At 70.9% G+C, this 26,999-nt stretch carries 21 protein-coding genes; 14 read left to right on the forward strand and 7 right to left on the reverse strand.

Going from position 1 to position 26,999, the window contains the following annotated elements:
* Positions 1–9: 9 nt before the first annotated feature.
* The 3 genes from NQZ70_RS28425 to NQZ70_RS28435 form a co-directional block, all read right to left on the reverse strand.
* Complete coding sequence (locus NQZ70_RS28425) at positions 10–261, reverse strand: KH domain-containing protein (protein ID WP_129577006.1); 252 nt, start codon at positions 259–261, stop codon at positions 10–12.
* Position 262: 1 nt separating this feature from the next.
* Entirely contained in the window at positions 263–529 is a 267-nt protein-coding gene (gene rpsP, locus NQZ70_RS28430) for a 30S ribosomal protein S16 (RefSeq protein ID WP_012237071.1), read from the reverse strand.
* Positions 530–978: 449 nt separating this feature from the next.
* Complete coding sequence (locus NQZ70_RS28435; RefSeq protein WP_080682315.1) at positions 979–1,161, reverse strand: hypothetical protein; 183 nt, start codon at positions 1,159–1,161, stop codon at positions 979–981.
* A gap of 261 nt (positions 1,162–1,422) precedes the next feature.
* Between NQZ70_RS28435 and NQZ70_RS28440 the strand changes: the two genes are divergently transcribed.
* The 9 genes from NQZ70_RS28440 to NQZ70_RS28480 all read left to right on the forward strand — a co-directional run bounded on the left by NQZ70_RS28440 (position 1,423) and on the right by NQZ70_RS28480 (position 13,168).
* Positions 1,423–2,838, forward strand: coding sequence for a DUF4350 domain-containing protein (locus NQZ70_RS28440; protein WP_129577007.1), 1,416 nt, complete (start codon positions 1,423–1,425; stop codon positions 2,836–2,838).
* Positions 2,835–3,812: a MoxR family ATPase gene (locus NQZ70_RS28445; RefSeq protein WP_129577008.1), complete on the forward strand. Its 978-nt coding sequence runs from the start codon at positions 2,835–2,837 to the stop codon at positions 3,810–3,812. The genes NQZ70_RS28440 and NQZ70_RS28445 overlap by 4 nt, the downstream gene beginning before the upstream one ends.
* Positions 3,813–3,818: 6 nt before the next feature.
* Entirely contained in the window at positions 3,819–5,495 is a 1,677-nt protein-coding gene (locus tag NQZ70_RS28450; protein WP_129577009.1) for a DUF58 domain-containing protein, read from the forward strand.
* Positions 5,496–5,504: 9 nt separating this feature from the next.
* A complete protein-coding gene (rsmA, locus tag NQZ70_RS28455; protein ID WP_129577010.1) occupies positions 5,505–6,335 on the forward strand; it encodes a 16S rRNA (adenine(1518)-N(6)/adenine(1519)-N(6))-dimethyltransferase RsmA in 831 nt (276 codons plus the stop codon).
* Between the two features lie 216 nt (positions 6,336–6,551).
* Complete coding sequence (gene atpD / locus NQZ70_RS28460; protein WP_129577011.1) at positions 6,552–7,976, forward strand: F0F1 ATP synthase subunit beta; 1,425 nt, start codon at positions 6,552–6,554, stop codon at positions 7,974–7,976.
* A 7-nt stretch (positions 7,977–7,983) separates the two neighbouring features.
* Positions 7,984–8,541 (forward strand): ATP synthase F1 subunit epsilon, encoded by a 558-nt coding sequence (gene atpC / locus NQZ70_RS28465; RefSeq protein ID WP_129577012.1) that lies wholly within the window; start codon positions 7,984–7,986, stop codon positions 8,539–8,541.
* A gap of 199 nt (positions 8,542–8,740) precedes the next feature.
* Positions 8,741–10,690: a DNA primase gene (gene dnaG, locus NQZ70_RS28470; protein WP_129577013.1), complete on the forward strand. Its 1,950-nt coding sequence runs from the start codon at positions 8,741–8,743 to the stop codon at positions 10,688–10,690.
* A 120-nt stretch (positions 10,691–10,810) separates the two neighbouring features.
* Entirely contained in the window at positions 10,811–12,730 is a 1,920-nt protein-coding gene (gene rpoD / locus NQZ70_RS28475; RefSeq protein ID WP_129577014.1) for an RNA polymerase sigma factor RpoD, read from the forward strand.
* A gap of 213 nt (positions 12,731–12,943) precedes the next feature.
* On the forward strand, positions 12,944–13,168 hold the full coding sequence (locus NQZ70_RS28480; RefSeq protein WP_129577015.1) for a hypothetical protein: 225 nt from the start codon (positions 12,944–12,946) through the stop codon (positions 13,166–13,168).
* A 74-nt stretch (positions 13,169–13,242) separates the two neighbouring features.
* On the opposite strand, the gene NQZ70_RS28485 is transcribed toward NQZ70_RS28480, so the two are convergent.
* Both NQZ70_RS28485 and bamA read right to left on the reverse strand, forming a co-directional pair.
* Positions 13,243–14,004: a rhomboid family intramembrane serine protease gene (locus tag NQZ70_RS28485; protein WP_237244133.1), complete on the reverse strand. Its 762-nt coding sequence runs from the start codon at positions 14,002–14,004 to the stop codon at positions 13,243–13,245.
* 278 nt (positions 14,005–14,282) lie between these two features.
* Positions 14,283–16,931, reverse strand: a complete 2,649-nt coding sequence (gene bamA / locus NQZ70_RS28490) for an outer membrane protein assembly factor BamA (RefSeq protein ID WP_237244134.1) — start codon at positions 16,929–16,931, stop codon at positions 14,283–14,285.
* A 311-nt stretch (positions 16,932–17,242) separates the two neighbouring features.
* Here bamA and NQZ70_RS28495 point away from each other — a divergent pair, with 311 nt between their 5' ends.
* The 3 genes from NQZ70_RS28495 (at position 17,243) to NQZ70_RS28505 (ending at position 22,572) form a co-directional block, all read left to right on the forward strand.
* On the forward strand, positions 17,243–19,645 hold the full coding sequence (locus NQZ70_RS28495; RefSeq protein ID WP_129577017.1) for a DNA topoisomerase (ATP-hydrolyzing) subunit A: 2,403 nt from the start codon (positions 17,243–17,245) through the stop codon (positions 19,643–19,645).
* Between the two features lie 2 nt (positions 19,646–19,647).
* Positions 19,648–21,585: a type IIA DNA topoisomerase subunit B gene (locus tag NQZ70_RS28500; protein ID WP_129577018.1), complete on the forward strand. Its 1,938-nt coding sequence runs from the start codon at positions 19,648–19,650 to the stop codon at positions 21,583–21,585.
* 483 nt (positions 21,586–22,068) lie between these two features.
* Positions 22,069–22,572, forward strand: a complete 504-nt coding sequence (locus NQZ70_RS28505; protein ID WP_269467618.1) for a helix-turn-helix domain-containing protein — start codon at positions 22,069–22,071, stop codon at positions 22,570–22,572.
* 85 nt (positions 22,573–22,657) lie between these two features.
* Here NQZ70_RS28505 and NQZ70_RS28510 read toward each other — a convergent pair whose 3' ends face one another.
* Positions 22,658–23,476 carry a carbon-nitrogen hydrolase family protein gene (locus NQZ70_RS28510; RefSeq protein ID WP_129577020.1) on the reverse strand — a complete coding sequence of 273 codons (819 nt, stop codon included), beginning with the start codon at positions 23,474–23,476 and terminating at the stop codon, positions 22,658–22,660.
* Between the two features lie 59 nt (positions 23,477–23,535).
* On the reverse strand, positions 23,536–24,312 hold the full coding sequence (locus NQZ70_RS28515; protein WP_129577021.1) for a hypothetical protein: 777 nt from the start codon (positions 24,310–24,312) through the stop codon (positions 23,536–23,538).
* 151 nt (positions 24,313–24,463) lie between these two features.
* Between NQZ70_RS28515 and NQZ70_RS28520 the strand changes: the two genes are divergently transcribed.
* A complete protein-coding gene (locus NQZ70_RS28520; protein ID WP_129577022.1) occupies positions 24,464–24,949 on the forward strand; it encodes an NUDIX hydrolase in 486 nt (161 codons plus the stop codon).
* A gap of 13 nt (positions 24,950–24,962) precedes the next feature.
* Entirely contained in the window at positions 24,963–26,987 is a 2,025-nt protein-coding gene (ligA, locus tag NQZ70_RS28525; RefSeq protein WP_129577023.1) for an NAD-dependent DNA ligase LigA, read from the forward strand.
* The last annotated feature ends 12 nt before the right edge of the window (positions 26,988–26,999 follow it).

The following is a 26,999-nucleotide window of genomic DNA, read 5'->3' on the forward strand; positions in this document are numbered from 1 at the left end:
GGGTTCGTCTCAGTCGAGGATGTCGAGGTGCGCGCGCCGCCCCGACTTGCTCGCGGCGGCGCTCAGCAACGTCCGGATCGACTGCGCGGTGCGCCCGTCCTTGCCGATCACCTTGCCGATGTCCTCGCGCGCGACCGTCAGCTCGATCCGGGGGAAGCGGTCGCCCACGACCTCGCGCACGACGACCCGGTCCGGCTGGTCGACCAGCGCGCGGGCGACGAGCGCCACGAGATCGACCAGCGGAGACGTCGAGGAGGCCATGCTACTTCGCGGCGTCCGCCGGGGCGGCCGCCTGGGCGAGCCCAGGGTGCTTCAGGAGCAGCGCCACCGTGTGCGTCGGCTGGGCGCCGTTCGAGATCCAGTGCCTCACGCGGGGCACGTCGAGGCGGATCTCGGTCCTGCGCGGGTCGTACGTGCCCAGCCGCTCGATGAACCTGCCGCCGCGCGGGCTGCGCTGATCGGCGACGACGATGCGGTAGAAGGGCGTCTTCTTGGTGCCCGCGCGGGCGAGGCGAATATGAACGGCCATCTGTAGAACCTCGATCGAATGGAAGAGCCCGTGCTCACGTTGCGCACGGCCTGCTCTGAGGCGCCGGAGCGTAGCTCGTTCAGTGCCCGGCGCCAGAAGTGGGGGCGCAACCTAGGCGAAGATCCCGCCTCGGGTCAACCCCGCACACGCGTGGCAAGCGCCACATCGATCAACTTTTCCGCCATCGCACCGCCGTTGCCATGCCGCGCAGGGACGCGGCGATCCGGGCGTGCGGCCATCCCGTCCTTACCGGACGAGCTCGGCTCTCCTCACCGGACGAGCTCGGCACAGGCGAGAAACCGAGCGTCACGCGCACGCATCGGAGGATGCGTGGACGCCGGCGTTTCGGGATTTGCGGGGAAAGCGGAGCGGGCTCGGGGGACATCCCGCGGACTCTGCCGCTGGGACGGCGTCTCCGCGGAGATCGCGGAGGAACGGTGTACGGGGCGTCAACCCAGGTCGAGGATGATGACGCCCCGGTTGGGATCGTCCTCTTCCGTGTCGGGAAGACGACGAGGTGCAGGGTAGCGTTCGATCGGCAGCTCGAGGCGCGGTCGAATTTCTTCTCTTCGGGACCGATCCTTCTCTTCTTCGCGCTGCCGTATTTGCTCGATGATGAACGGAGGAAGCATCGACTAACCCCTCCACCTCGTAGAGTGCTCGGCCGATTTGGTGGAACGAGGTCTGGGAGAAAGCACCCCGCTCTTAGAAGCGAATCTAGCAATGTGGGATGGCGGGTCAAGGTTATCGCTCGGGCCGACAGTGGTATGTTCGCGGCGCTCATGACGCGGCACGGCGCGTGGCTTGCGCACGCATCCTTCGAATTTCACAGGGATCGTCGGCGTCTGCCGGTGCGCCGGCGGGCGACATCCTGCTCCCTCCGGGCCGCGCGCGTGGCGCTCGTCGCCCTGATCGCGCTGCTCGCGCCCGCTCGAACAGCGAGCGCGGCCTTCGACGTGAACGACACGAGCTGGGAGGGGTGCTCGGAGTTCCTTGAGATCGCACGCGCGGAGCTCGGCGTCGCCAGGGTCCACCCCGTCGCTGTGCTCGACTGGAGCCAGATCGGCCCGGAGGACGGCATCCTCGTGCTCCACCCGATGCAGTCGCTCGACGCGGACGAGACGACCTCGTTCATGAAGGCCGGCGGGCGGCTCGCCATCGTCGACGACTTCGGCCGCGGCGACGACACGCTCCGGCGGTTCCAGATCGAGCGCATCCCGACGCCGACCCGGCCGCTCGCCGCGCTCCGGAACCGCCCCGCGCTCGCCATCGCGGAGCCCGTCGCCGACACCGTCGGGGGCCACTCGATCGGCCGGCACCCGGTCGTCAGCCACGTCGATCGGCTCGTCACGAACCACGCGACCGGCCTCCGGCACCCGAACCTCTCGCCCGTGCTGCGGATCCGCGCCCTCAGCGAGCCGGACGTGATCGTCGCCGTCGCGGGGCAGGTCGGCAAGGGCCGGCTCTTCGCGATGGGCGACCCGTCCGCGCTGATGAACATGATGCTCCGGTACCCGGGCAACCGCGCCTTCGCCTCGGGCCTGACCCGCTACCTGGTCGACGAGGATGGAGCTCAGCCGCACCGAGGTCGGCTCTACATCGTCGCGAACCGGTTCGACGAGGAGAGCTCGTTCGGCGGCGAGACGTCGCTCCGCAAGGACTTCGACGCGCAGCTCAAGGCGCTCGCGACCGCCGTCGAGGACGCCCGCCGCGACGGGCTCCCCGGCGGCGCCCTCCTCGCCCTCGCCGCGCTCGCCGGCCTCGCCCTCGCGATCTGGACCGCGCGCGCCTCGGCGAGGCCCTACCGGGGCCCGCTCCCTCGGTACGCCCGCCCCACGCCGCTCGTCGCGCAGGGAGGCGCCGCCGGGCGCTTCGCCGTCCTCGCCGCCCCCTCGTCCCCGCGCGGGCTCGCGTTCCTCGAGCTGAAGAGCGCCCTGTTCGAGGCCCTGTCCGTGCGCTTCGGCCTCGAGACGAACCCGCCGCAGGAGGCGGTCGCGCGGCTCGTGGCCCGAGAGGGAGCCCTTGACGAGCGGGCCCTCTCGGCATTCAAGGAGGTACTGGGCACCATGTACCGAGTCGAAGCGTCCGTCGTCGCCGGCAAGCCGGCGAACGTGTCCCGGCCCGCGCTCCTGCACGCCGCCGGCGTCGTGCGGAGCGTCCTCGCCGCCTGCGGCGCCGACGGCCGGAAGCCGCCGCGGGGACCTCACCCCGGCGCGCCCTCCGCCCCTCTGGCCGCGGCCCTCGAGGCGCGGCCCTCACCCGCGGAAGCGAAGCCCGCAACACCACCCTCTGACAAAGGCGCTCGATGAACCAGGTTCAGGCCGTCGCCGTCGACGAAATCTCCGCTGCCAGGGAGCGGATCGAGGCGGTCCGGCGGGAGATCACGCGCGTTTACATCGGATCGCCGCGCGCGATCGATCTGATGCTCACCGCCCTGCTCGCGCAGGGACACGTGCTGCTGGAGGGCGTCCCCGGCGTCGCGAAGACCACGCTGGTCAAGGCGTTCGCGGCGGCGCTGGGCGCGTCCGTCCGGCGGATCCAGTTCACGCCCGACCTGCTGCCCGCCGACATCACCGGGACCTACGTCCTGTCGCCCAAGGAGGGGACGTTCACGCTGCGCCCCGGCCCGATCTTCGCGAACCTCGTGCTCGCCGACGAGATCAACCGCGCCCCGGCGAAGACGCAGTCGGCCCTCCTCGAGGCCATGCAGGAGCGGCAGGTGACGATCGAGGGCGATCGCTTCGAGCTGCCGTCGCCCTTCATGGTGCTCGCGACGCAGAACCCGATCGATCTCGAGGGGACCTACCCGCTCCCGGAGGCGCAGATCGACAGGTTCCTCATCCGCGTGAGCCTCGGCTACCCGCAGCACAAGGACGAGGTGGCGATGCTCCGCGCGCACAACGTCGAGCCGCCGCGGGCGCGGGCGACGCTCGCCGTCCAGGACCTCCTCATGCTCCAGGGCGTCGCGCGGCGGATCCACGTCGAGGAGGACCTGTACGAGTACGCGGTCAACCTCACGGGCTTCACGCGGACGCACCCCCGCGTGCTGCTCGGCGCGTCGCCGCGCGCCACGCTCGCGCTGATCCAGGCGGCCAAGGCGGCGGCGGTGATCGGCGGGCGTCCGTTCGTGACGCCGGACGACGTGCGCGGCATGGCGCCCGCGACGCTCGCGCACCGCCTGGTCCTCGTGCCGGACGCGGACGTGGACCCGAAGGCGCGCGACGCGATCATCGAAGAGGCGGTGCAGCGCGTGGGCTACCGCCGCGCGGCGCGGCCGGCGTAGCTCCCCATGCAGCTCTACCCCACGCGCACCGCCGCCCACCTGGCCATCGCCGGCGTCGCGGTCATGGGCGCCGGGCTCATCGCGCGCGAGCCGGCGATCGTCGGCTGGGGCGGGGCGATCCTCGTCGCGATCGCGCTCGCCCGCGGCGTGACGCTCGTGTCGGTGGCGCGCATCCGCGCGGCCGGGTTCGAGATGCTCTGGGGCAGCTCGCGGCGCGTCCTCCGGTCCGCGCGCGGCGGCGCCGTGGAGATCGAGGCCGAGGTGCGGAACCGCGACACGCTCGCGGCCCGCTACGTCAAGCTGCGCGCGATCGCCTCGTCGCAGCTGGACGTCCGCATCGAGCCGAGCCGCGGAGAGGTCTCGGCCTCGGGGCGCCTCAAGGTGAAGGTCGTCGTGCGCACGCCGCGCGTCGGCCAGCACGGGCTGCACGGGCTCGCGCTCGAGGTGCACGGCGCCCCGGGCCTCTTCGAGGTGCCCCTGACCTTCGCGAACCCCTACGGGATCGAGGTCCTGCCGCGCCCCTTCATGCCGTACCTGACGCAGCCGCGCGGCGGGCGCAGCCACCTGCTCGCGGCCTCCGGCAAGCCCGGGCGCGTGCGCGGCGAGGGGGACGATCTGCGCGAGCTGCGCGAGCACCAGCCGGGGGATCCCTTCCGGAAGATCGCGTGGAAGGCGAGCGCGCGCCGGGGCACGCTGCTCGTGCGGGAGTTCGAGCGCGAGGAGCGGGATGTGGTCTGGATCCTCGTCGACGCGGCCGTGGAGCTCTGGGCGGGGCCGCTCGGCCGCGCGCCGCTCGACCTCATGATCGACGAGGCCTCGGCCATCGCCACGAGGCACCTCGGCCGCGGCGACCGCGTCGGGCTCATCATCCTGGCGCCCGGCCCTCGCGTGACGATCGCGCCCGACCACGGCCCTGGGCACGGCCAGAAGATCGCGCACGCGCTCACCGTCGGGTGCGGCACGTACGACGCGGATCGCAGCGAGCTCGACGAGATGGACGTCGCGGCGCGCGTCCTCGAGCACCTCAGGCCGCTCGACGCGCGAGGCCTCGACGATCTCCGCCGCGGCGACCTCGACCGGCTGGCCGCCCGCGCCGAGTCGATGCGCCCGCGCGCGCCGTTCTCGGCGCCGGCGCCGCTCGGGCGCTCGCAGCGCGAGCGCACGCTGCGCCGCTACCTCGCGAGCTACGGCATCGAGTCGCCCGCGCGGTCCGAGCCGGACCGGCGCGATCCCGCCGTGACCGTCGCGGAGTCGCTCACGCACATCGCGCGCACGAAGCCGCGCGCGAGCATGGTCTACGTCCTCGCGCCGCCGCCCGCCGACGCGCAGCTGGGCCGGCTCTCGGAGGCGGTGCGACGGCTCTCGCGCAGGGCGGTCCACGTGATGTGGACGCTCCCCGACGTAGAGCCCGGGCTCGCTCCTCCCTGGGAGCCTCCGCGGCCGCAGGAGAGCGAGGCGGACGACGAGCGGCGGAGCCCCACGCCGGCGGACAAGACGTTCCAGGAGCTCGCGCCGATCGCGGCCGAGGCCGTGCTCATCCGCGCGCGGGTGGCGCAGACGCGCCGCGAGGCGGCGCTCCGAAAGGCCGGCGTGCGCGTGGTGCGGCTCCGCCCCACGACCGCGGCCGCGCCGAGCCCAACCGTGGCCGCGCCCCACGACGGCGCGCCCCCACCGCAGACCTGAGGAAGAGCGATGTCGATCGCAGAGCTGCTCCGCGCGCGCGGCCTCTCCCCCAAGAAGGGGTTCGGGCAGAACTTTCTCGTCGACGTCGAGGCCGCGCGCCGGATCGCCGAGGCCGCCACGACGCCCACGGGCGGCGCGGTGATCGAGATCGGGGCGGGGCTCGGCGCGCTCACGCGGCCGCTCCTCGATCGCGCGGCGCACGTCGTCGCGATCGAGCGCGATCGCGACCTCGTCCCGATCCTCCGCGAGCAGCTCGCCGACCCGATCGAGGGCGGCCGGCTGACGCTGCTCGAGGCCGACGCCGCGCGGGTCGACTGGGTCGCCGCGCTCTCCGGCCGACCGCGCCCGCACGCGGTGGCCGGGAACCTCCCGTACCAGCTCACGGGCCGGCTCCTCGAGCAGGCGACCACCATCGCGGACCAGATCGATCGCGCGGTGTTCATGGTGCAGCTCGAGGTGGCGGAGCGCCTCGTCGCCGCCCCCGGCGGCGGCGACTACGGCGCGCTCTCGGTCTTCGTGCAGGCCGCGTTCGACGTGCGCCGCCTCCTCGTCGCGCGGGCCGGCGCGTTCTACCCGAGGCCCGAGGTCGACTCTGCCGTCGTGGTCCTGACGCCGTGGCGCCCGAGGCGCGCCGAGGAGACCGACGCCTTCCGCGCCGCCGTGCGCGCCGCCTTCTCGGCCCGCCGCAAGACGCTCCGGAACGCCTGGAAGCACCTCTACGGCTGGTCGTCCGAGGAGCTCGAGCGCCACGCGAAGGACGCCGGCATCTCGCTCGACGCGCGCGGCGAGACGCTCAGCGTCGAGGCGTTCGCGCGGATCGCCGCCGCCAAGGGCCGCTGACCACCGCCGCGCGCGGGCGCCCCTCACCGGAGGGCGATCACGCTCTATGGGGCCGCGCCCCAGGAAAACAAGGCCTCGCGCCGCACGCGCCCCGCCTCGAGACATCGGCGAGAAGCTCCGCGGGATTTCTGGTATGCGGCCACTAGTCGGACGCGCAGGCCCGTGCTAGTGGGCCGCGCGACTCGTCAAAGCTCGTACGAGGAGGGCTCCCGCTCCATGGTTGTTGGAAAGATCACCCAGGTCATCGGACCGGTCGTCGACGTCGATTTTCCGTCGGGCCAGCTACCCAAGATTCTGAACGCGCTCAAGGTCAGCAACCCGAGCATCTCGGCCGAGCCCGACAACCTCGTGCTCGAGGTCGCCCAGCACCTCGGCGAGTCGACGGTGCGCACCATCGCGATGGACTCCACCGACGGCCTCGTGCGCGGCTTGGAAGTCCGCGACACGGGCAAGCCCATCATGGTGCCCGTCGGCAACGAGTGCCTCGGCCGCATCCTGAACGTCGTCGGCGTGCCGATCGACGAGGCCGGCCCGGTGCACGCCAAGAAGCTGGCGCCCATCCACCGGGAGCCGCCCCCGTTCGTCGAGCAGTCGACGAAGGTCGAGGTCTTCGAGACGGGCATCAAGGTCATCGACCTCATCGCCCCCTACCGCAAGGGCGGCAAGATCGGCCTCTTCGGCGGCGCCGGCGTCGGCAAGACGGTGCTCATCCTGGAGCTCATCAACAACGTCGCGAAGGCGCACGGCGGCGTGTCGGTCTTCGCCGGCGTCGGTGAGCGGACGCGCGAGGGCAACGACCTCTTCCTCGAGATGAGCGAGTCGAAGCTCGCCGACGGCAGCCCCGTCATCTCGAAGGCCGCGCTGATCTACGGCCAGATGAACGAGCCGCCGGGCGCGCGCGCCCGCGTCGCGCTCTCGGCGCTCGCCGTGGCCGAGCACTTCCGCGACGAGGAGGGCCAGGACGTGCTCCTGTTCGTCGACAACATCTTCCGGTTCACCCAGGCGGGCTCCGAGGTGAGCGCGCTCCTCGGCCGCATCCCGAGCGCCGTCGGTTACCAGCCGACCCTCTCGACCGAGATGGGCGCCTTCCAGGAGCGCATCACCTCGACCACGAAGGGCTCCGTCACCAGCGTGCAGGCGATCTACGTCCCCGCGGACGACCTGACCGATCCCGCGCCGGCCACGGCCTTCGCCCACCTCGACGCGACCACCGTGCTCTCGCGCGCGATCTCGGAGCTCGGCATCTACCCGGCCGTCGATCCGCTCGACTCGAACTCGACGATGCTCGATCCCCAGATCGTCGGCGAGAAGCACTACTCGGTCGCGCGGCGCGTGCAGCAGACGCTCCAGCGCTACAAGGATCTCCAGGACATCATCGCCATCCTCGGGATGGACGAGCTCAGCGAAGACGACAAGCTCATCGTGTCGCGCGCCCGCAAGATCCAGAAGTTCCTGTCCCAGCCGTTCTTCGTCGCGGCCCAGTTCACCGGCCTCGAGGGCAAGCTCGTCCCGCTCAAGGACACCATCGCGGGATTCGAAGAGATCCTGGAAGGCAAGCTCGACCACGTCGCCGAGCAGGACTTCTATCTGGTGGGCGGCATCGACGAGGTGAAGGCTCGGGCTTCGAGAAAGGCGGCCTGACGCGGCCATGGCCGACACCATCCTCCTCGAGATCGTGACGCCGACCGGCGTCGCGCTGCGCGAGCAGGTCACGGACGTGACCGCGCCGAGCGTCGCCGGCGAGTTCGGCGTGCTCCCGGGCCACCTGCCCCTGCTCGCCGCCCTCCGGACCGGCCTCGTGACGTATCACCAGAACGGCCAGGAGCACCGCCTGGCCGTCCATCACGGATTCGTCGAGGTCGCCAACGATACCGCGCTGCTGCTCACCGAGCGCTTCGTCATGAAGGACGACGTCGACGTCGTGCGGGTGCGCCGCCGGCTGAAGGAGGTCGATGCAGAGCTCGACCACTGGCAAGGCGACCTGACTGATCCGCGCCGTCGCGAGCTCATCGAAGAGGAGCAGTGGCTCGCCACCGAGCTCGAGCTCATCGGCGACCCGCCCCCTCCGATGGTCCGCGAGGACACGCGATTCCTCGTCGATCACGCCGAGGCGCCGTCGGTCGAGGAGATGGTCGAGGCCTCCCAGCCCGACGAGAGCCTCACGGACCACAAGAGGCCCGGCTCTCCGTTCCCCGATCCGAAGTGACGTACCTGGCGGCTACCGCCTTGCGCGTGCGGCCGCCGCACAGGACACTGTTCTCCACACTGGCCGCGAGGGGCTGGGGGCTCTCCCGCTTCGCGAGCTATCTGCACCGCCGAGGCGCTGGCGCGAACCGCGCCACGCTGTCTGGGTCCACCCGTGATGTTCTGCGGGCCCCGCGCGTCCGGGGCCCTCAAGGCAGCCCATGATCTCTCCGGAGACGATCGCGCTCGTGAAGGAGCGCACGGATCTCGTAGCGCTCATCGGCGAAAGCGTGCGCCTCACGCGCCGCGGGCTCTCCTTCACCGGGCTCTGCCCGTTCCACAAGGAGAAGACGCCCAGCTTCCATGTGAACCCGAACCGCGGGTTTTATCACTGCTTCGGCTGCAAGGAGACCGGCAGCGCCATCGACTTCGTGATGAAGCTCGAGGGCCGGACGTTCGCCGAGGCGGTGCGCGCGCTCGCCGAGCGCGCCGGCATCGAGGTGGCGGAGTCGATGACCGAGGCCGAGCGGCGCGAGGCGCAGGCGGCGCGCAAGTCGAAGGACGACCTCTACGCCGTCAACCACCTCGCCGCGACGTTCTTCGAGCACAGCCTCCGCGGCGGCCCGGGCGGCGGCCCCCACCCGCTCGCGCGCTACGCCCACGAGGAGCTCGCGCGACGCGGTCTGCCCCTCCGCGACGGCGATGGCGGCGTCGATCCGATCTCCGAGGCCCTCCAGGCGTTCCGGATCGGCTACGCCCCGTTCGCCTGGGACGCGCTCGCCACCTACCTGCGGCAGCAAGGCGTCTCCCCGGTCCTCGCCGAGCGCGTCGGGCTCCTCGTGCCGCGCTCGTCGGGGAGCGGCCATTACGACCGCTTCCGCCACCGGCTCATGTTCGCCGTGACCGACGTCATGGGCCGGGTGATCGCGTTCAGCGGGCGCGCCTTGCCCGACCCGAGCCCCGCGGAGCTCTCGTCGCTCGGCAAGGGCGGCCCTGCGCCGCAGGCCGACGGCGCGCCGGCGAAGTACATCAACAGCCCCGAGTCGCCGATCTACACGAAGGGAGAGCACCTCTTCGGGCTCTACCAGGCGCGCCAGGCGATCCGGCAGCGCGGCGAGGCGGTGCTCGTGGAGGGCAACTTCGACGTCGTCGCCCTCCACGCGCGCGGCATCGGCCACGCCATCGCCCCGCTCGGGACCGCGTTCACGCCCGGGCAAGCGAAGCTCATCAAGCGCTTCGCGCCCGCGGTCATCCTGCTCTTCGACGGCGACGCGGCCGGCAAGAAGGCCACGCGGGCGGCGCGCTCCCCGTGCCGCGAGGCGGGCCTCAGCGCCCGCGTCGCCGTGCTGCCGGCGGGCGTCGATCCCGACGACCTCGCGCGCAAGCACGGCCCGGACGCCGTCGCCCGCATCCTCAAGGGAGCGCGCGGCCTGCTCGAGCACCTCATCGACGAGGCGCTCGACGGCGACAGCTTCGGCGGCTCGTCGCTGCCCGAGCAGCTCGCCCGCGTGCGCGCCGTCGCCGCGCTGCTCGCCGAGGAGGACGATCCGAACCTCAGGATGATGGCGAAGCTCTACGCCGATCGCCTCTCCTCGAAGCTCGTGATCGGCGGCCGCTCGCCCGACGACCTGCGGCAGCTCGAGCGCGTCGTCGAGGAGTCGCTCTCCCGGCCGCGGAGCCAGCCCACCCGCGAGGTGACCCCCTCCGGACAGACGACCGAGACGTGGGAGCGCGCGCGCTCACGCGCGCAGTTCCAGGAGGTCAGCCTCGAGATCCTCGGCGCGATCCTGGATTTTCCCGAGCTTCTGGCCGACGACGAGGTGCAGCTCGCGCTGGAGTGCCTCGAGGGCGAGGTCGCCCTTGCAATTGTCACGGCGCGTCAAAATTTCACATTTGAAATGGGACTTGCCGCCGGCGAATTTCTTGCGCAAGTCCCGGCTCCGATCCATTCATTCGCGGCTGGACGGCTGGTCTCGCCTGTCTTCGAAGCGGCCTCAACGGCCAAGGCGACGCTCTTGGAGAATTCACAAAAGTTGAGCAGGCATGCCCTGGCGCGACAGAAGGCAGCCGTCATGAGCCAGCTCCAGAAGAGCGCGGTCGACGCCGATGCTGAAAACGCTTTGCTGCGTGATCTATTCCAGCGGAGAGCGGGGGGGCTCGGTCTTCCTTGATGCGTTCCGTGTCGCCCCTACGTGGCGGCCCGACGTGCGTGATCCCTAGAGTTTGTCGGAATCATCTGGTGTGTCTTGTCGGTCGCGGCGAGCTGGTCGCCGTAAGTGGAGCATGAGGTAATGGCGAGCAAGGCCAAGCAATCTTCCGGTCGGGCAGGCGGGATCGCGAGGGCGGCGGGGGGCGGCGCGCTCAACGGCGCGCGGCACGCTTCGACACGCGGGCACGCTGAGGGAGGGGCACGCCCAAGCAACAAAGGAGACGCGGGCATCCGAGCCGAGCGGTCCGAGAAGGACCGGAAGACCCTGGAGAAGCTCGTCGAGACCGGCAAGAGCAAAGGCTTTCTCACCTATGACGAGGTGAACGACGCGCTCCCCGCGGACGTCGCGCCCGATCAGCTCGACGACGTGGTGGGCGCCCTCGGCGACGAGGACATCGAGATCGTCGACGGCGCGACCCAGGTGAAGATCGCGCCGAAGCGCATCGCCGACGAGGAGGCGGGCGAGAAGAAGCTCGTCGTCACGCCCGACCGCGAGGAAGAGGACGTCGACTACTACTCGAAGTCGAACGATCCCGTCCGCATGTACCTCCGCAAGATGGGCAGCGTCTCGCTGCTCACCCGCGAGGGCGAGGTCGAGATCGCGAAGCGGATCGAGATCGGCGAGCAGAAGGTCAACGCCGCGATCCTCGACTCCCCCATCGCCGTCCGCGAGATCATCGATCTCGGCGAGAAGCTCCGGAAGCACAAGATCCGGGTGAAGGAGCTCATCAAGGACGCCGAGAACGACGACCAGGAGTTCGACGAGGAGGAGGCCGACCGGCGCATCATCCGCCTCATCGACAAGGTGAAGCGGGTCGACAAGAAGAAGGCGGAGCTCCTCGAGGAGCGCAAAGACGTCAAGACCGAGGTCCGCCGCAAGCAGATCGACGTCGAGGTGACGCAGGCGACGGCCGAGCTCGTGACGACGCTCGAGGAGATGCGCCTCAACAAGCGGACGATCGACAAGATCGTCCAGAAGCTGAAGAGCCTCATCTCGAAGGTCGAGAAGGCGGAGGCCGGCGCGACCGAGCTGGAGCGCCGCACGGGGCTCTCGAAGGGCGAGCTCAAGCGCGAGCTCATCAAGGTGAAGGGCAACCGCGCCCTCGAGGGTCGCCTCGCCAAGAAGCTCAACGTCAACCGCGAGGAGCTCAACGACTTCGAGTCGACCATCAAGAACGCCCAGAAGGGCCTGAAGAAGGTCGAGGAGGAGCTCAACATCGACGTCGCGGCGATCCGCGAGACCTACGAGAACATCCGCGAGGGCGAGCGGATGGCGGAGCGCGCCAAGGCGGAGCTGGTCGAGGCGAACCTCCGCCTCGTCGTCTCCATCGCGAAGAAGTACACGAACCGCGGCCTCCAGTTCCTGGACCTCATCCAGGAAGGCAACATCGGCCTCATGAAGGCCGTCGACAAGTTCGAGTACAAGCGCGGCTACAAGTTCTCGACCTACGCGACGTGGTGGATCCGGCAGGCGATCACCCGCGCGATCGCGGACCAGGCGCGGACGATCCGCATCCCGGTCCACATGATCGAGACGATCAACAAGCTCATCCGCACCTCGCGCTACCTCGTGCAGGAGTACGGCCGCGAGCCGACCCCCGAGGAGATCGCCGAGAAGATGGAGCTCCCGCTCGACAAGGTGCGGAAGGTCCTGAAGATCGCGAAGGAGCCGATCTCGCTCGAGACCCCGATCGGCGAGGAGGAGGACTCGCACCTCGGCGACTTCATCGAGGACAAGAGCGTGATCTCGCCGGCAGAGGCGGTGATCAACATGAACCTCGCCGAGCAGACCCGTAAGGTCCTGAAGACGCTGACGCCGCGCGAGGAGAAGGTGCTCCGGATGCGCTTCGGCATCGGCGAGAAGAGCGATCACACCCTCGAAGAGGTCGGTCAGGACTTCGAGGTCACCCGCGAGCGCATCCGGCAGATCGAGGCCAAGGCGCTCCGCAAGCTCCGGCACCCCAGCCGATCGAAGCAGCTGAAGAGCTTCATCGACAGCTAGTCCGTGGGCTGGCCTGCTCGGCAACCGAAGGCAGCCGCTGCGCGCGAGCCGCGCGGTCTGCCTCTCCCCGGCGAGCCGCGCGCACGCGCGGGGGGGAGCCCCCTCGGCGGGCACCGCGCCGCTCGGGCCCTCCTCGTGCTCGCGGGCGCGCTCCTCGGCGGCGGCTGCGGCAAGACCCTCTCCGAGGACGACTGCCGTAGGATCGGCGAAGCCATGCGCACCGCGTGGGCCGCGGAGGCGAAGCGATCGGGACCGGCGGCGCCGGGGAGCTCGGGGAAAGCCGCGGTGGTGATCGCGAGCGAGGGCGAGCGGCTCTCGTCGGAGTGGACGTCCGATTGCAAACGGGAGCTCGCCGGGACCGAGGTGGATCCAGGCGAGGTCGACTGCCTCACGCGCGCGAAGACGCTCGACGAGCTCCGCCGGTGCTCCGCGCCGTGAACGCGCGCGAGCGCGCTGACGGGGCGTGAGGGGCGCGCCGCGACGGCTTCAGCGCACGCAGCGCTCGTCGCGCTTCAGTTCAGGTAGCGCTTGTCCTTCGGCGGGTCCTTCTGGCCGCCGGGGATGACCCGGAGCGGGACGCCGCCGGAGCGGCCGCGCGCCGCAGGGACGCGGCGGAGCGCGGCGGACTGCGCCTGCAGCTGCCGGAAGCGCATCCGCAGGTAGAAGCGGCGCAGCGGGGAGAAATCGCCGAAGAGGTAGCCCGCCAGCATGCCGCCGAACGGCGTGATCAGCCCCTCGGGGGGGGCGCGCATGGCGATGACGTTGAGCACCGAGAGGCCGAAGATGAAGACGAGCAGCATGGTGCCCGTCACCGGGAGGACGAAGAAGAGGCGGACCGTGGCGTGCCGGTGCGCGAGCGCCCACGCGACGGCGACGGCCTCGATCATGCCGAGCCCGCCGTAAAACACGGGCGACGCCACCCTCGGGAAGAGCAAGCCGACCGCCACCTGGAGCGCGAACGCGAAGGCCGCGGAGCCGAACAGGAACGCCACCGTGCGGCCGGGGCCCCAGCGCTCTTCGAGCGAGGTGCCGAGGAAGTACAGGCCGAGCAACGTCGTGATGAAGTGCCACGGATCGCTCGGGCTGTGGATGAGCGGCGCGGTGAGCAGCCGCCATACCTGGCCGTGGAGGATGCGATCGCTGATGCCGAGGAACGGCTCGAGCACGCCTTCGCCGGCGCCTCCCCAGTTGAGCCCCAGGGTGAACATCACCCAGATACAGCCGACCGCGATCATCATCCCCAGCAGGGCCTTGCCTGGCTTGGGGAACCCCATTGAGCTGTGCTCCGGGCGCATAGCTTTCCACCTAACAGCCGCGCCCCCGCCGGGCAACCCGCTGCTCCCGTACTTTACCGCGATTCGCGCAGCGGCCGGCGCCGGCGCCGGCGCCGCGAGCGCGCCGCACGCAGCGCGCCATCCAGGACGCTCCTGGGCAGGGTCCGCCTGGCGGCGCGAGGATGCCGGGCAGCGCGCGCCTCCGTGCCAGCGGGCGCGCCTCCGGGCGGTGCGCGCCCGAGGCACGCACGTCCCTGCTGCGCCCGCCGCTCGGCGACTCAGAAGAAGTTGCCGATGTTGAACTCGAACTTGTACGTCTCTTCGTAGGGCAGCCGCTTGAACGGGAAGCCCCACTCGAAGCGCAGCGGTCCGAGCGGGGAGAACCACCGGAAGCCGAACCCCCACGAGGTGCGGACATCGAGCAGGCGCTCGAGCGAGAAGCACGGGTTCGTGACGTCGTGCGGCGAAGCTGGGGCGGCGTTGCAGTAGAGCTTCTCGAGATTCCAGGCGTTGCCGAGGTCGGTGAACACCACGCCCTTGATCTGCACGGCCTCGATGAGCGGGAACTCCAGCTCGAGGTTCTGGTAGTACATCAGGTTGCCGCCGATGTTCGCGCCGTTCGCGATCGGCGCAGAGTTCGGATCGAGCGACTCGCGGAGCGGGAGACGCGGGCCGATGTCCCGGATCTCGAAGCCGCGCACGTCGAGGATGCCGCCCAGGAAGAAGCGGGCGAAGATCGGCACGCCTTCCGGGTTCGGGCTCGTCACCATGCCGGCCTCGGTGTTCAGCTTGAGGACCAGGCTGTCCGTGATCGGGTAGTAGAACCGCCCCGTGGCGCGATACCGCAGGAACTCGTTCTGGCTGCCGAGCGCGCTGTGGGCGAGCTCCACCGAGCCCTGCAGGTAGATGCCCGAGGTCGGGAAGAGCTGGTTGTTGCGCGTGTCGTAGGTGAGCGCCGGGCGGATGCTGGACGTGATCCCGTCGTTGAAGAGGTTGTAGAGCGGGAGCCGCTGGAACGTGGACCGCGGGTCCGCCGTGCCGAGGCCGGTGGACGTGGACGACGAGATCTCGTCGTTCTCCAGCGTGTACGTCAGCTGCGCGCGGAGCTCCGGCTCGATGAGCGGGTAGCCGATCGTGATCGAGCCGCCCGTGGAGGTCTGCGAGAACTCCTTGTAGGCCCGCAGCTGGTTGTAGACGCTCACCGACGCGGAGAACGGGCTGTCGAACAGGTACGGCTCGAAGAAGCGGATGTCGACGAGGCGCCGCAGGCCCGAGATCTGCGCCTGGAGCGAGAGCGACTGGCCGCTCCCGAGCAGGTTCGCCTGCTGGACCTGCGCCGTCGCGATGAAGCTCTCCACGCTCGAGAAGCCGGCGCCGATCTGGAAGGTGCCCGTCGGCTTCTCGCCGATGTCGACGTTGACGTTGATGTGCTGGTCGTCCTCGCCCTGCTCGGTGGAGATGTCGACCCGCTCGAAGTAGCCGAGCGCCGTGATCCGCTGCTTCGACCGCTCGAGCTTCGTCTCGCTGAACAGCTGCCGCTCCTCCACCTCCATCTCGCGGCGGATCACCTTGTCCCGCGTCTTCGTGTTGCCGCGGATCTCGATGCGCCCGAAGTAGACGAGCTGGTTTCTGCGGATGCCGACGGAGATGTCGACCTCCCGCCGGTCCGGATCGGGCTGGGTCTCGGGCACGGCCTCGACGTTGGCGTAGCCGGCGTCCCGGTACAGCGTCTGGATCGCGCTGAGATCCTTCGCCAGCTCGGCGCGGTTGAACCAGTCGCCCGGCTTGGCCCGCACCATCTCGCGCAGCGCCCGGCGCCCGCCGAGCGGCTCGATCTCGCGGCCGTCGGCGTCCCGCTCGTACACGCGCAGCGAGCGGATGCGGAAGCGAGGCCCCTCGTTGATCGTCAGCGTGACCTCGATGCCCGTGCGGTCGGGCGTGAGCATCACCCTGGGGGTCGCGACCTGCACCGCGAGGAAGCCGCGATCGTAGTAGAGGGCGTTGATGACGAGGACGTCGCGCTCGAACGCGTCCTGGCGGAACGGACCGCCGGTGCCGAAGGCGAAGAAGCCCCCGTTCCCCGTGAGCATGACCTCCCGGAGCTCCTCGTCCGGGATGTTGTGGTTGCCGATGAAGGTGATGCGCCGGACGGTGACGGGCGCGTGCTCCTTGATGGTGAACTTGAGGGTGACCTGGTTCTCCCGCTCCGGTTTGACCTCGTAGCTGACCTCGGCGAGGAAGTAGCCCTCCTCGGCGTACTTGTCGCGGAGCTTCTGCACGCCGCGGCGGATGGCCGCGTAGCTCAGGATCGTGCCGGTCTTGATCTCGACCGAGAGCGCCTCGGTGAGGTCCTCGCTGTCGATCTCGTTGTTGCCGGAGAACTCGATGGCCTTGATGCTCGGGCGCTCCCGGACGAGCACCCGCAGGCTCACCCCGTCGTCGCGGCGGGTGAGGTCGACCTCGACATCATCGAACAGACCGGAGTCCCAGAGCTCGCGCACGTCGCGCGCCAGCCCCTCCGGGGTGAACGGCCTGCCGACCCGCGTCTGCCCCAGGTAGACGAGCACGTCCTCGGTCGAGACGCGCCGGTTGCCAGCGACCGTGACCTGGGTCACCGGCTGGCCACGGGCGAGCTCGGCCTCCGTGGGCGCCACGTCGAGCGTCGGCTCGGCCGTGTCGGCGGCAACCTGCGCAGGTGTACCGGCGCCAGGCTGGGCCGCCCCGGTCGCGTTGGGCGGGGCGGACGGCTGAGCGGCGCCGGCCGGGGCTGGGGACGGTGTGGCGCCGCCCCCGGGCGGCTGCGCGCCCGGAGCTCCTCCGGGCACCTGAGCTGCCGCGAGCCGGGGCCGCATCGCCGCTGCCGCCACGAACACCAGGAAGAGGCCGAGCCAGACGAGCCGCAGGCAGCGGCCGGGGAGGCGAAGCATTGGACGGGTGCCTGTCGCGTACAAGGCGCCACCCCGTAGCCCAGCGCGACGTGAGTCTCAAGGGCGGACGCCGAAAACAGGGCGTCGCCGACAGGTCGCCGCCGCGACCCCTGCGTGCGGGTCGATCTCTCGGCGATCTGACGCTATGCCAGGGGCCGCGCGAGCGCAGGCGAGCACGCGCTGCCAGAAATTCCCGCGAGGCAGCCTTGACCGAGCGCGAGCCCCTGGGTAATTGCCGAGGCTCGCCAGCGTTCACCTGAACATCGGAGCACCTGTTCAACCCGGTGCCCGAGCACTCCCTGGAGTAACGCGTGTCTCGAACCCCCTCCCTTCCGTCCGACGGTGAGGCGCCTCGCAAGGGCCGCCGAGGCGGCCGGCCCGGCGACAGCGAGCCCCCGCCGCCCCCGGCGCCCGACACCTCGCTCGCCGACGAAGCGCAGCGCCGGTACCTGAACTACGCGCTCAGCGTCATCACGTCGCGCGCGCTCCCCGACGTGCGCGACGGGCTGAAGCCGGTGCAGCGCCGCATCCTCTACGCGATGCTGCACGACCTGCACCTCGGGCCGGACGCGAAGTACCGGAAGAGCGCCGCGGTCGTCGGCGACGTGATGGGCAAGTACCACCCGCACGGCGACGTCGCGATCTACGACGCGATGGTCCGGCTGGCGCAGGACTTCGTGATGCGGGCGCCGCTCATCGCCGGCCACGGGAACTTCGGCTCCGTGGACGGCGATGCGCCGGCGGCGATGCGTTACACCGAGGCGAAGCTCCGCCCCCTCGCGCTGGAGCTGCTCAGCGAGCTCGGCCAGCGCACCGTGGACTTCCGGCCGAACTACGACGGCACCCGCTTCGAGCCGATCGTCCTCCCGTCCCGCTTCCCGAACCTGCTCGTGAACGGCTCGCAGGGGATCGCGGTCGGGATGGCGACGAGCATCCCGCCGCACAACCTGGGCGAGGTCATCGACGCGTGCGTCGCGCTGATCGAGAACCGCGAGCTCACCACGCAGCGGCTCTTGTCGTACGTGAAGGGGCCCGACTTCCCGACGGGCGGCCAGCTGCACGCGACGAAGAAGGAGCTCGAGGCCGTCTACGCGTCCGGCCAGGGCTCGCTGAAGCTGCGCGGCGAGTGGCAGCTGGAAGAGGGCGACGGCAAGCGCGGCGCCGCGCCGCAGATCGTGATCACCTCGATCCCGTACGGGATCGAGCGGAAGGCGATCGTCGAGAAGATCGCCGAGGTCATCCTCTCGAAGAAGCTGCCGACGCTCGTGGACGTGCGCGACGAGTCGACCGGCGAGGTGCGCATCGTGATGGAGCTCAAGCGCGGCGCCGACGCGCAGCTCGTGATGGCGTACCTCTACAAACAGACGCCGCTCGCGATCAACGTGCAGGTCAACCTCACCTGCCTCGTGCCCACCGACAACGCGGAGATCGCCGCGCCGCGGCGGCTCGGCCTGCACGAGATCCTGACGAAGTTCCTCGACTTCCGCTACGCGACGGTGACGCGGCGGCTCGAGTTCGAGCTCGGCGAGCTGCGGCGGCGGATCACGATCCTCGAGGGGTTCGAGAAGATCTTCGACGCGCTCGACGAGGTGATCCGGATCATCCGCAAGAGCGAGGGCAAGGCCGACGCGGCCGAGAAGCTGATGAAGCGCTTCACCCTGAGCGAGGAGCAGACGGACGCGATCCTCGAGCTCAAGCTCTACCGGCTGGCGCGCCTCGAGATCCTGCTCGTGCAGAAGGATCTCGCCGAGAAGCGCGCCGAGGCGAAGCGGATCGAGGGGCTGCTCAAGAGCGAGGCGAAGCGCTGGGGGATCGTCCGCGACGAGCTCGTCGAGATCAAGGGCTCCTACGGCGAGAAGCGCCGCACGAAGGTGGTCGGCTCGATCGACGAGCCCGAGTACCAGGCGGAAGATTTCATCGTGGCCGAGGACGCGAACGTCATCCTCTCGGCGCAGGGCTGGGTGAAGCGGGTGCGCGAGGTGAAGGATCTCTCCTCGACGCGCATCCGCGAGGGCGACAGCGTGCTCGCGGCGGTCGCCGGCTCGACGCGGTCGACGGTCGCGTTCTTCTCGAACCTCGGCGCGTGCTACGTGTGCCGCATCCACGACGTGCCGCAGTCGACCGGCTACGGCGATCCCGTGCAGAAGCTGTTCAAGCTGGCGGACGGCGAGCGGATGATCGCGATGCTCTCCTTCGACCCGAGGGCGCTCGACGTCCCCGCGCCCACACCGGACTCCGCCGAGCCGGAGCCGCCGTTCGCGCTCGCGATCACGCGCGGGGGCCTCGGCTTCCGGTTCTCGCTGCGGCCGCACCGCGACCCCTCGACGCGCTCGGGGCGCCGCTTCGCCAAGCTGAACGAGGGCGACGAGGTGCTCTTCGTCCACGCCGTGGACGGCGCCGATCGGGTGCTCTGCGCCTCGAGCGACGCCTGGGCGCTCAGCGTCGCCGTGGAGGAGCTCGCGCTGCTCTCCGGCGCGGGCAAGGGCTCGGTCGTCATGCGGGTCGCCGACGGCGAGCGCCTGGTCGGCGCCGCGCTCGCCCTCGGGCCGAACGACGCGCTCACGGTCGAGACGGAGAAGGGCAAGACGCTCGAGATCGCCGCGAGCAAGATCGCCGGCCCGCGCGGCACCCAGGGCGAGCCTGTCGCGCGACGCGACCGCTTCGTCCGCGTGGTGCCGCCGGCCGTCGTCGTACCGACGCTGGAGGTGAGCTGACCATGGCCGCCACGAATTCCCCCGTCCGCGCCGCGTCCGGCGCGCGTTACACGGCCGCTGACATCGAGGTGCTCGAGGGGCTGGAGCCCGTCCGCAAGCGCCCCGCCATGTACATCGGCGGCACCGACGTCAGGGGCTACCACCACCTGCTCTGGGAGATCGTCGACAACGCCGTCGACGAGGCGATCAACGGGCACGCGAAGCGGATCGAGGTGACGCTCGACGCCGATCTCCAGGGCGTGACCGTGACCGACGACGGCCGCGGCATGCCCGTCGACGTGCACCCCCGGTACAAGCGCCCCGCGCTCGAGCTCATCCTCTGCACGCTGCACGCGGGCGGGAAGTTCGGGAGCGACAACTACAAGGTCTCGGGCGGCCTCCACGGCGTCGGCTCGAGCGTCGTCAACGCGCTGTCGGAGCTCGTCGAGGTCCGGGTGCTGCGCGACGGCTTCGAGCACCAGCAGACGTTCTCGCGCGGCGCGCCGATCAGCAAGCTCAAGAAGGGCGCGCCCACCCGCAAGCACGGCACGAGCATCCATTTCCGGCCGGATCCGGAGATCTTCGGGCAGGGTCGGCGGTTCGATCCCGAGACCATCCGCGAGCGCCTGGAGGCCAAGGCGTACCTCCACGGAGGGCTCGCGATCGCGTTCCGCGATCTCTCGTCCGGCGAGTCGCTCGAGCTCCTTCACCCGAACGGCATCGCGGACTTCCTGCCGAAGCTGGTCGCCCAGCGCGGCAAGGCGGTGACGCACCCGTCCATCTTCTACGTCGCGCGCGAGGGCGAGATCCGGCTGGAGGCCGCGCTCCAGTGGACGGAGTCGACCGACGACTACGTGAAGTCGTACGTCAACGGCATCCCCACGCACGCGGGCGGCGCGCACGAGTCCGGCTTCAGCACCGCGATCGTGAAGGCGGTCCGCGCCTTCATGGACGCGAAGAAGATCCAGCCGAAGGGCGTGACGCTGACGGCCGACGACATCCGCGAGGGGATCGTGGGCGTCCTGTCCATCTACATCCAGGAGCCTCAGTTCCAGGGGCAGACGAAGGATCGGCTCAACAACCCCGAGGCAGGCCCGGCGGTCGAGGGCATGGTCCGGCCCGCGCTCGAGCAGTGGCTGCTCCACAACGGCACGGCCGGCGAGTCGATCGTGGCCCGGGCGATCCTGGCGGCGCGCGCCAGGGAGGCGCGGCGCGAGGCGACCCAGCAGGTCCTGCGCAAGACGCCGGTGTCGCATCGGCTCAACCTGCCGGGCAAGCTCGCCGACTGCGCCTCGACCGATCCCAGCGAGAGCGAGCTCTTCATCGTCGAGGGCGACAGCGCAGGCGGCTCCGCGAAGCAGGGTCGGGATCGCCGGACTCAGGCGATCCTCCCGCTGCGCGGCAAGGTGCTCAACGCGGAGCAGGCCTCCACCTCGAAGGTGCTCGGCAACAAGGAGCTCCAGGACATCGTGAGCGCGCTGGGCTGCGGGTTCGGCAAGGACTTCGACGCGTCCAAGTTGCGTTACGGCAGGATTTTTCTGCTGATGGACGCCGACAGCGACGGCCAGCACATCGCGACGCTGCTGCTGACGTTCTTCTACCGGCACCTGCCCGGCCTGCTCCGCGGCGGGCACGTGTTCCTCGCGCAGCCGCCGCTCTACAGGATCGACGTGGGCAAGGAGACGTACTGGGCCCTCGACGACGCAGAGCGCGACCGGGTCCTCGCGAAGCTCTCCAAGACAGCCAAGGCGGATATTTCTCGCTTCAAGGGACTCGGCGAGATGCCCGCGGAGGACCTCAAGGCGACGACGCTCGACATCCGCCGCCGGCGCGCGCTCCGCGTCATGATCGAGGGAGAGATCGAGACCGATCGCATCCTGAACGAGCTGATGGGCAAAGACGCGCAGGCGCGCTTCCGCTTCATCATGGAGCGCGCGCCGAACGCCGAGATCGACGTGTGACGTCGACTCCTCGCCCCAGAGGTTGCGGCGCCTCCGCGCGCGGAGGCGAACCTCATTGGATGCAGGAGCCCGCGCTCGCATTCATCATCTGACAGACACGAGATCGCCACGACGATGTCGCGATGCGTGCGACCGCCGCGGCGTGCGTGCGTGCGGCGTGCGCCGCACAGGCACGTTGTGCCAGGCACGGGTGGTCTCCGGCGTCTGTGCCACGTGAACGGTGGGCCACACCCCCCATGACATCGCGCGCAGGTTGACGAGCAAACGCGGCGTTTTGCGCTGTGGAGCGCCGATTCACCCAACCCAGCAGCGTTGCGTCCGCTTGCGGCCTACCGGTTGCAATACGTCGCGCCGATGGCCGCGATGACCGCGGCACGTCGCCCTTACACCGCTGGAGAGGTACTCGTGACGACTGCGCTTCCCATCTCGACTCCGATCGCACCCTCCTCGTCCCACAGCACGCCGGCCGCACGCTCCCTGTCGGTGTCGGCCTCGCCCATCACAGCCCCGAGCGGCGCGTCGGCCGCGCTCCCGACGTCCGGCGCCGCGACGCCGAGCTACAGCGCGCCCCCGCTGCGCGAGCGCGCCGCGGCCATCGCCGCCTCGCGCTCCACCCCGCCGGCGCGCTCGGGAGCCCCGCTCCCGCGCAGCACCTCGGAGCGCCTCCTGCTCGGCCGTGACCGCATCCGCAGCGCCGCCGAAGGTGGCCAGAGGATCCGTTCCTACGAGGTCGCACTGGATCTCGATCTGTCCGAGTTTCACTTCGCGCGGCTCTTCCGCGCCGCCTTCGGGCTATCGCCCCACGTCTATTACGACGAGGTGCGCGCGGAGCGCGCCCGCACGCTTTTACGGGAGGGGCACACCGAGGGGGAGGTCGCCCGCCGCATCGGCTTCCGCCGGCCGGCGGAGCTCCGGGCCCTCCTGTCGAAGCGCGGCGGCGCGCTGCCCCCGGCCGGCGAGGTGGAGAGCGACGCCTCGGCCGAGTGAACGGACGCAAGACGTCGGCCACGCGAAGCGCCGGAACCACCACGCCCCGGCGCGAGACAAAGTGCTTACCCCCATGACATCGCGATCAGAGTCGCCTGTGCTTGAGCGACGGGAGATTCGCCCTGACGCGCTCGAGATAGGCGGGATCGAGCATCGCCATCGCGATCCCCTCCCCCTCGGACGCCTGAGCGATCACCTCACCCCACGGATCGATCACGCACGACTTTCCGAACGTCGCCCGCGCGCCGGGGTGCTTGCCCCACTGCGCTGCGGCCACGACGTACGCCTGAGCCTCGATGGCCCGCGCGCGGAGCAGGACCAGCCAGTGGTCCTTGCCCGTGAGCAGCGTGAACGCCGCGGGGACGACGATGGCCTCGGCGCCCGCCGACGAGAGCGCGCGGTAGAGCTCCGGGAAGCGGACGTCGTAGCAGATCGACAACCCGACCTTCACGCCGTCGATCTCGGTGACGACGGGGGCATCGCCGGCGGTCGTCGACGCCGACTCGCGGTACTTCGTGCCGTCGGCGATCTCGACGTCGAAGAGGTGAATCTTCCGGTAGCGAGCGGTGAGCCGGCCGTCGGGTCCGAAGACCGCGCAGGTGTTGTAAGGCCTCGCCGCGTCGGGCGCGCGCTCGGGGAAGCCGCCGGCCACGAGGGTCACCCGAGCGGACCGCGCCGCGTCGGCGAGGCGACGCGCGATGGGACCGCCGCCGGCGTCGAGGTCCTCCGCGATGTGGCGCTTTCCTTCCTCGTTGCCCATGTACGCGAAGTTCTCGGGCAGCACGACCGTCGTCGCGCCGCGGCTCGCCGCCTCCGCGATGCGCGCCTCGATCCGCGCCAGGTTGTCGCTCACGTTCTCCTGGCTGGAGAGCTGAAGGGCCGCCCAGATCACCGGTTTCTGCATCCGGCAAGCCTACCGCACGAGACGCCAGAGCGGACGGCGCGCGAGCGAGGGCGCGGAGCTCACCGGATTCCTCGTCCTCCGAACGTGCGCGCTCCCCCGCCGGCGCCCGCAGCTCTGCTACCGCCCGCTTCCCCGCCGGCGCCCGCAGCTCCGCCGGCGCCAGCAGCTCCACCGGCGCCCGCAGCTCCACCGGCGCCCGCAGCTCCGCCGGCGCCAGCAGCTCCACCGGCGCCCGCAGCTCCACCGGCGCCCGCAGCTCCACCGGCGCCAGCAGCTCCACCGGTCCCACCGCTCCCGGCGCCGGGCTCGGCGCACTCGAGCGGCGCATCGTAGTAGGCGCACCTCGCGGCGCACGCGTCGCACACGCAGGCGAGCACCTGCTGGAATGCCTGGTGCGCGGCGCCTGCGTCGTCCGGGAACACGCACGCCGCCTGGCAGGCCTTGTCGTGACCGCAGCCCTTGAGGCACACGCTGATCGGCCTGCAACCGGGCTCGGCGTCGCACGCCGAGAGCTGCGCCTCGCAGCGCGCGCCGCGCGAGGCATGCTCGTTGAAGCAATCGCCGCATGGCCCGGCCTCGCCGCCGTACGCAGCGACGCACTCGCAGAGGTTCGACGGCCGAGGTCCCTCGTCGACGCCCGCATCCGGCGGCGCGCCGCCCGCTGCGCCCGCGCCGATCGACTCGCCGGCAGGAGGGCGCGGCGGGGGCAGCCGCTCTTCGGTGCAGCTCGGGAGCGACGCGAGCGCGAGCGCGGCGCCCCACGCCGCCGCGCCACAGCGGACAACGAGGCCGTACGATCCGACAGGAGCGCGCAGCGCCCTCTCCACGAACGACATGATGGTGCGAGCGTAGCCTGCCCCTCACCCGGGGCCGAGCCGAGCCGCGTGGCTCACGGCCGTCCGGGGGGATCGGCCGAGGTCGCACGGAACCCTCTCCCGGTAGCCGCCGATCGCTTCTATGCTTTGCTGACACGTCGCAAAAATTCTCATGGAAATCGCACCCCTTTCGTTGATGCCGCGCTCCGTGCTCGCCCTGGCCAAGGAGGTCGCGCGGGCGTTGCTCCGGCGGCCCGTCGTCGGGATCGCCGCCGCCGCGCAGACCGCCGACGGGCGGTGGCTGCTCATCCGCCGCAGCGACACCGGAACCTGGGCGCTCCCAGGAGGGACCCTGGAGTGGGGCGAGACGCTCCGCGACAGCATCGTGCGGGAGCTCGCCGAAGAGGCCGGCGTCACCGAGGTCGAGCTCGGGCGCGTCGTGGGCGTGTACTCGCGGCCCGATCGCGACGTCCGTTTCCACGCGGTGACGGTCGTCGTCGCCGCCCGGATCGGCGCGCCCACGCGCCCTCCCCAGAACCCGCTCGAGATCCGCGAGGTCCGGTTGTTCCGCGACGACGAGCTCCCGGCCGAGCTCGCGATGGGCATGGGGGACCTGCTCGCCGCCGCCCGGCGCGCCGGCGAGGCGGAGCTCGAGTGAGCCGAGGCAAGCGATGACGCAGGCACACCACGACGAGGCCGGAGCGCAGAGCCCGCTGCAGGGCGGGCTCGCGACGGATCCGAAGCACAAGGCCAGGATCGATGAGCTCGCCGAGCGCATCGAGAAGTACAGGGCGAGCTACTACGCAGGGCACCCGGAGATCTCGGACGCCGCGTTCGACGCCCTCGAGGACGAGCTCCGCGCCCTGGATCCCACGCACCCGGTGCTCGCCCGCGTCGGCTCCGCCTCCCTCATCACGGAGTGGGAGAAGGCGCGGCACGAGATCCCGATGGGCTCGCTCAACAAGGTCGTCTCCGAGGACGAGCTCCGGGCCTGGGTCGCCCGGTGCGACGAGCTCCTCGCGAAGGACGCGCACGACGGCGACGGCGCGGCGCAGCCGGCGAGCTCCGGCCGCGCGAGCGTGGCGGACGACCTCTTCGTCGCGGAGAAGCTCGACGGCATCTCCATCGAGGTCATCTACAAGGGCGGCAAGCTCGTCGACGCCATCACCCGCGGCGACGGCGAGTGGGGCGAGCGGATCACCGCGAACGTCGCGAGGATGAAGGGCGTCCCCTCGCGGATCCGGGAGCGGGGACGGCTGTCCGTGCGCGGCGAGATCATCCTCCGCCTCTCGGACATGAAGCGCTACTTCCCCGGCGTCACCAGCCCGCGCAACATGGCCGCGGGCGCGTCCAAACGGTTCGACGGCCAGGGGGCGGAGCACTGCACGGTGCTGTTCTACGACGTCGCCGACCACCTCGAGATCCCGACGTGCCGGGCGCGCTTCGCGTGGCTGCGCGAGCTCGGCTTCGCGACGCCGCAGACCGCGCACGGCAACGTCGAGGACGTCGTGAAGCTCTACCGGCGGTACTCGAGCGAGCTCCGCGCGGGCCTCGACTACGAGATCGACGGGCTCGTCGTGTACGTGGACTCGCTCCACTTTCAGGGCCTGCTCGGCGACGTCAACCGGCGGCCGCGCGGCGCCGTCGCCTTCAAGTTCGCGTCGCCCGCGAAGGTGACGACGGTCGTGGCGATCCAGTGGGACACCGGGCCGAGCGGGCGCGTCACCCCGGTGGCGATCGTCGAGCCGGTGGAGCTCGCCGGCGCCAACGTCCGGCGCGCGTCGCTGCACAACGCGGCCAACGTGCGGAGCCTCGGCATCGGGGTGGGCGACGAGGTGCTGGTCTCGCGCCGCAACGACGTGATCCCGTACGTCGAGGAGGTCGTCGAGAAGCGCGGGCCCGCCGCGGTCCCCCCGTCGGTCTGCCCGGTCTGCAGCGCGCCGCTCGTCGTCGAGGGCGAGTACCTCCTCTGCCGGAACGCCGCGTGCCGAGCCCTCATCGAGGGGCGCATCCACAACTGGATCGACGCCATCGGCGCGCTCGAGTGGGGCGACAAGCTGATCGAGCAGGTGGTGGCCGCGGGCCTCGTGCGAGAGCCGCTCGACCTCTACAAGCTCACGGTCAAGGACATCGCCGAGCTCGACCGGCGGGGCGAGAAGAGCGCCACGAAGTGCCTCGACCAGCTGAAGAGCCGGCTGCCGCTCACGCTGCCGATCTTCCTCGCCGCGCTCGGCATCGAGGGGTTCGCGATCCAGACCGCGCGGCTGCTCGTGTCCGCCGGGTACACCACGATCGAGAAGCTGCTCGCGGCCGGCGAGGACGAGCTCGCCGGCATCCCGGGGCTCGGCGCCATCAAGGCCGCGAGCATCGTCCGCGGGCTGCGCGCCCGCAGCGACGAGATCGCGCGGCTGCTCGCCGCCGGCATCGAGCCGGTCGCCCCCGAGGCCGAGGGTCCGCTCGCCGGCCTCACGTTCTGCTTCACCGGCGCGGCCACGCGCTCCCGCGGCGAGCTCACCCACCTCGTCGAGTCGAACGGCGGCCGGGTGCTGAACAGCGTCACGAAGGAGCTCAACTACCTCGTCCTCGCCGACGTGGCGTCCGCGTCGAGCAAGGCGGTGAAGGCGCGGAAGTACGGCACCAAGCTCATCACCGAGGACGACCTCGACAAGCTCATCGCCGAGCGCCGCGGCGGCTGACCGGGGCGAGCC

The organism is Sorangium sp. So ce836, from assembly GCF_028553905.1.
Taxonomy (GTDB): domain Bacteria; phylum Myxococcota_A; class Polyangia; order Polyangiales; family Polyangiaceae; genus Sorangium; species Sorangium cellulosum_D.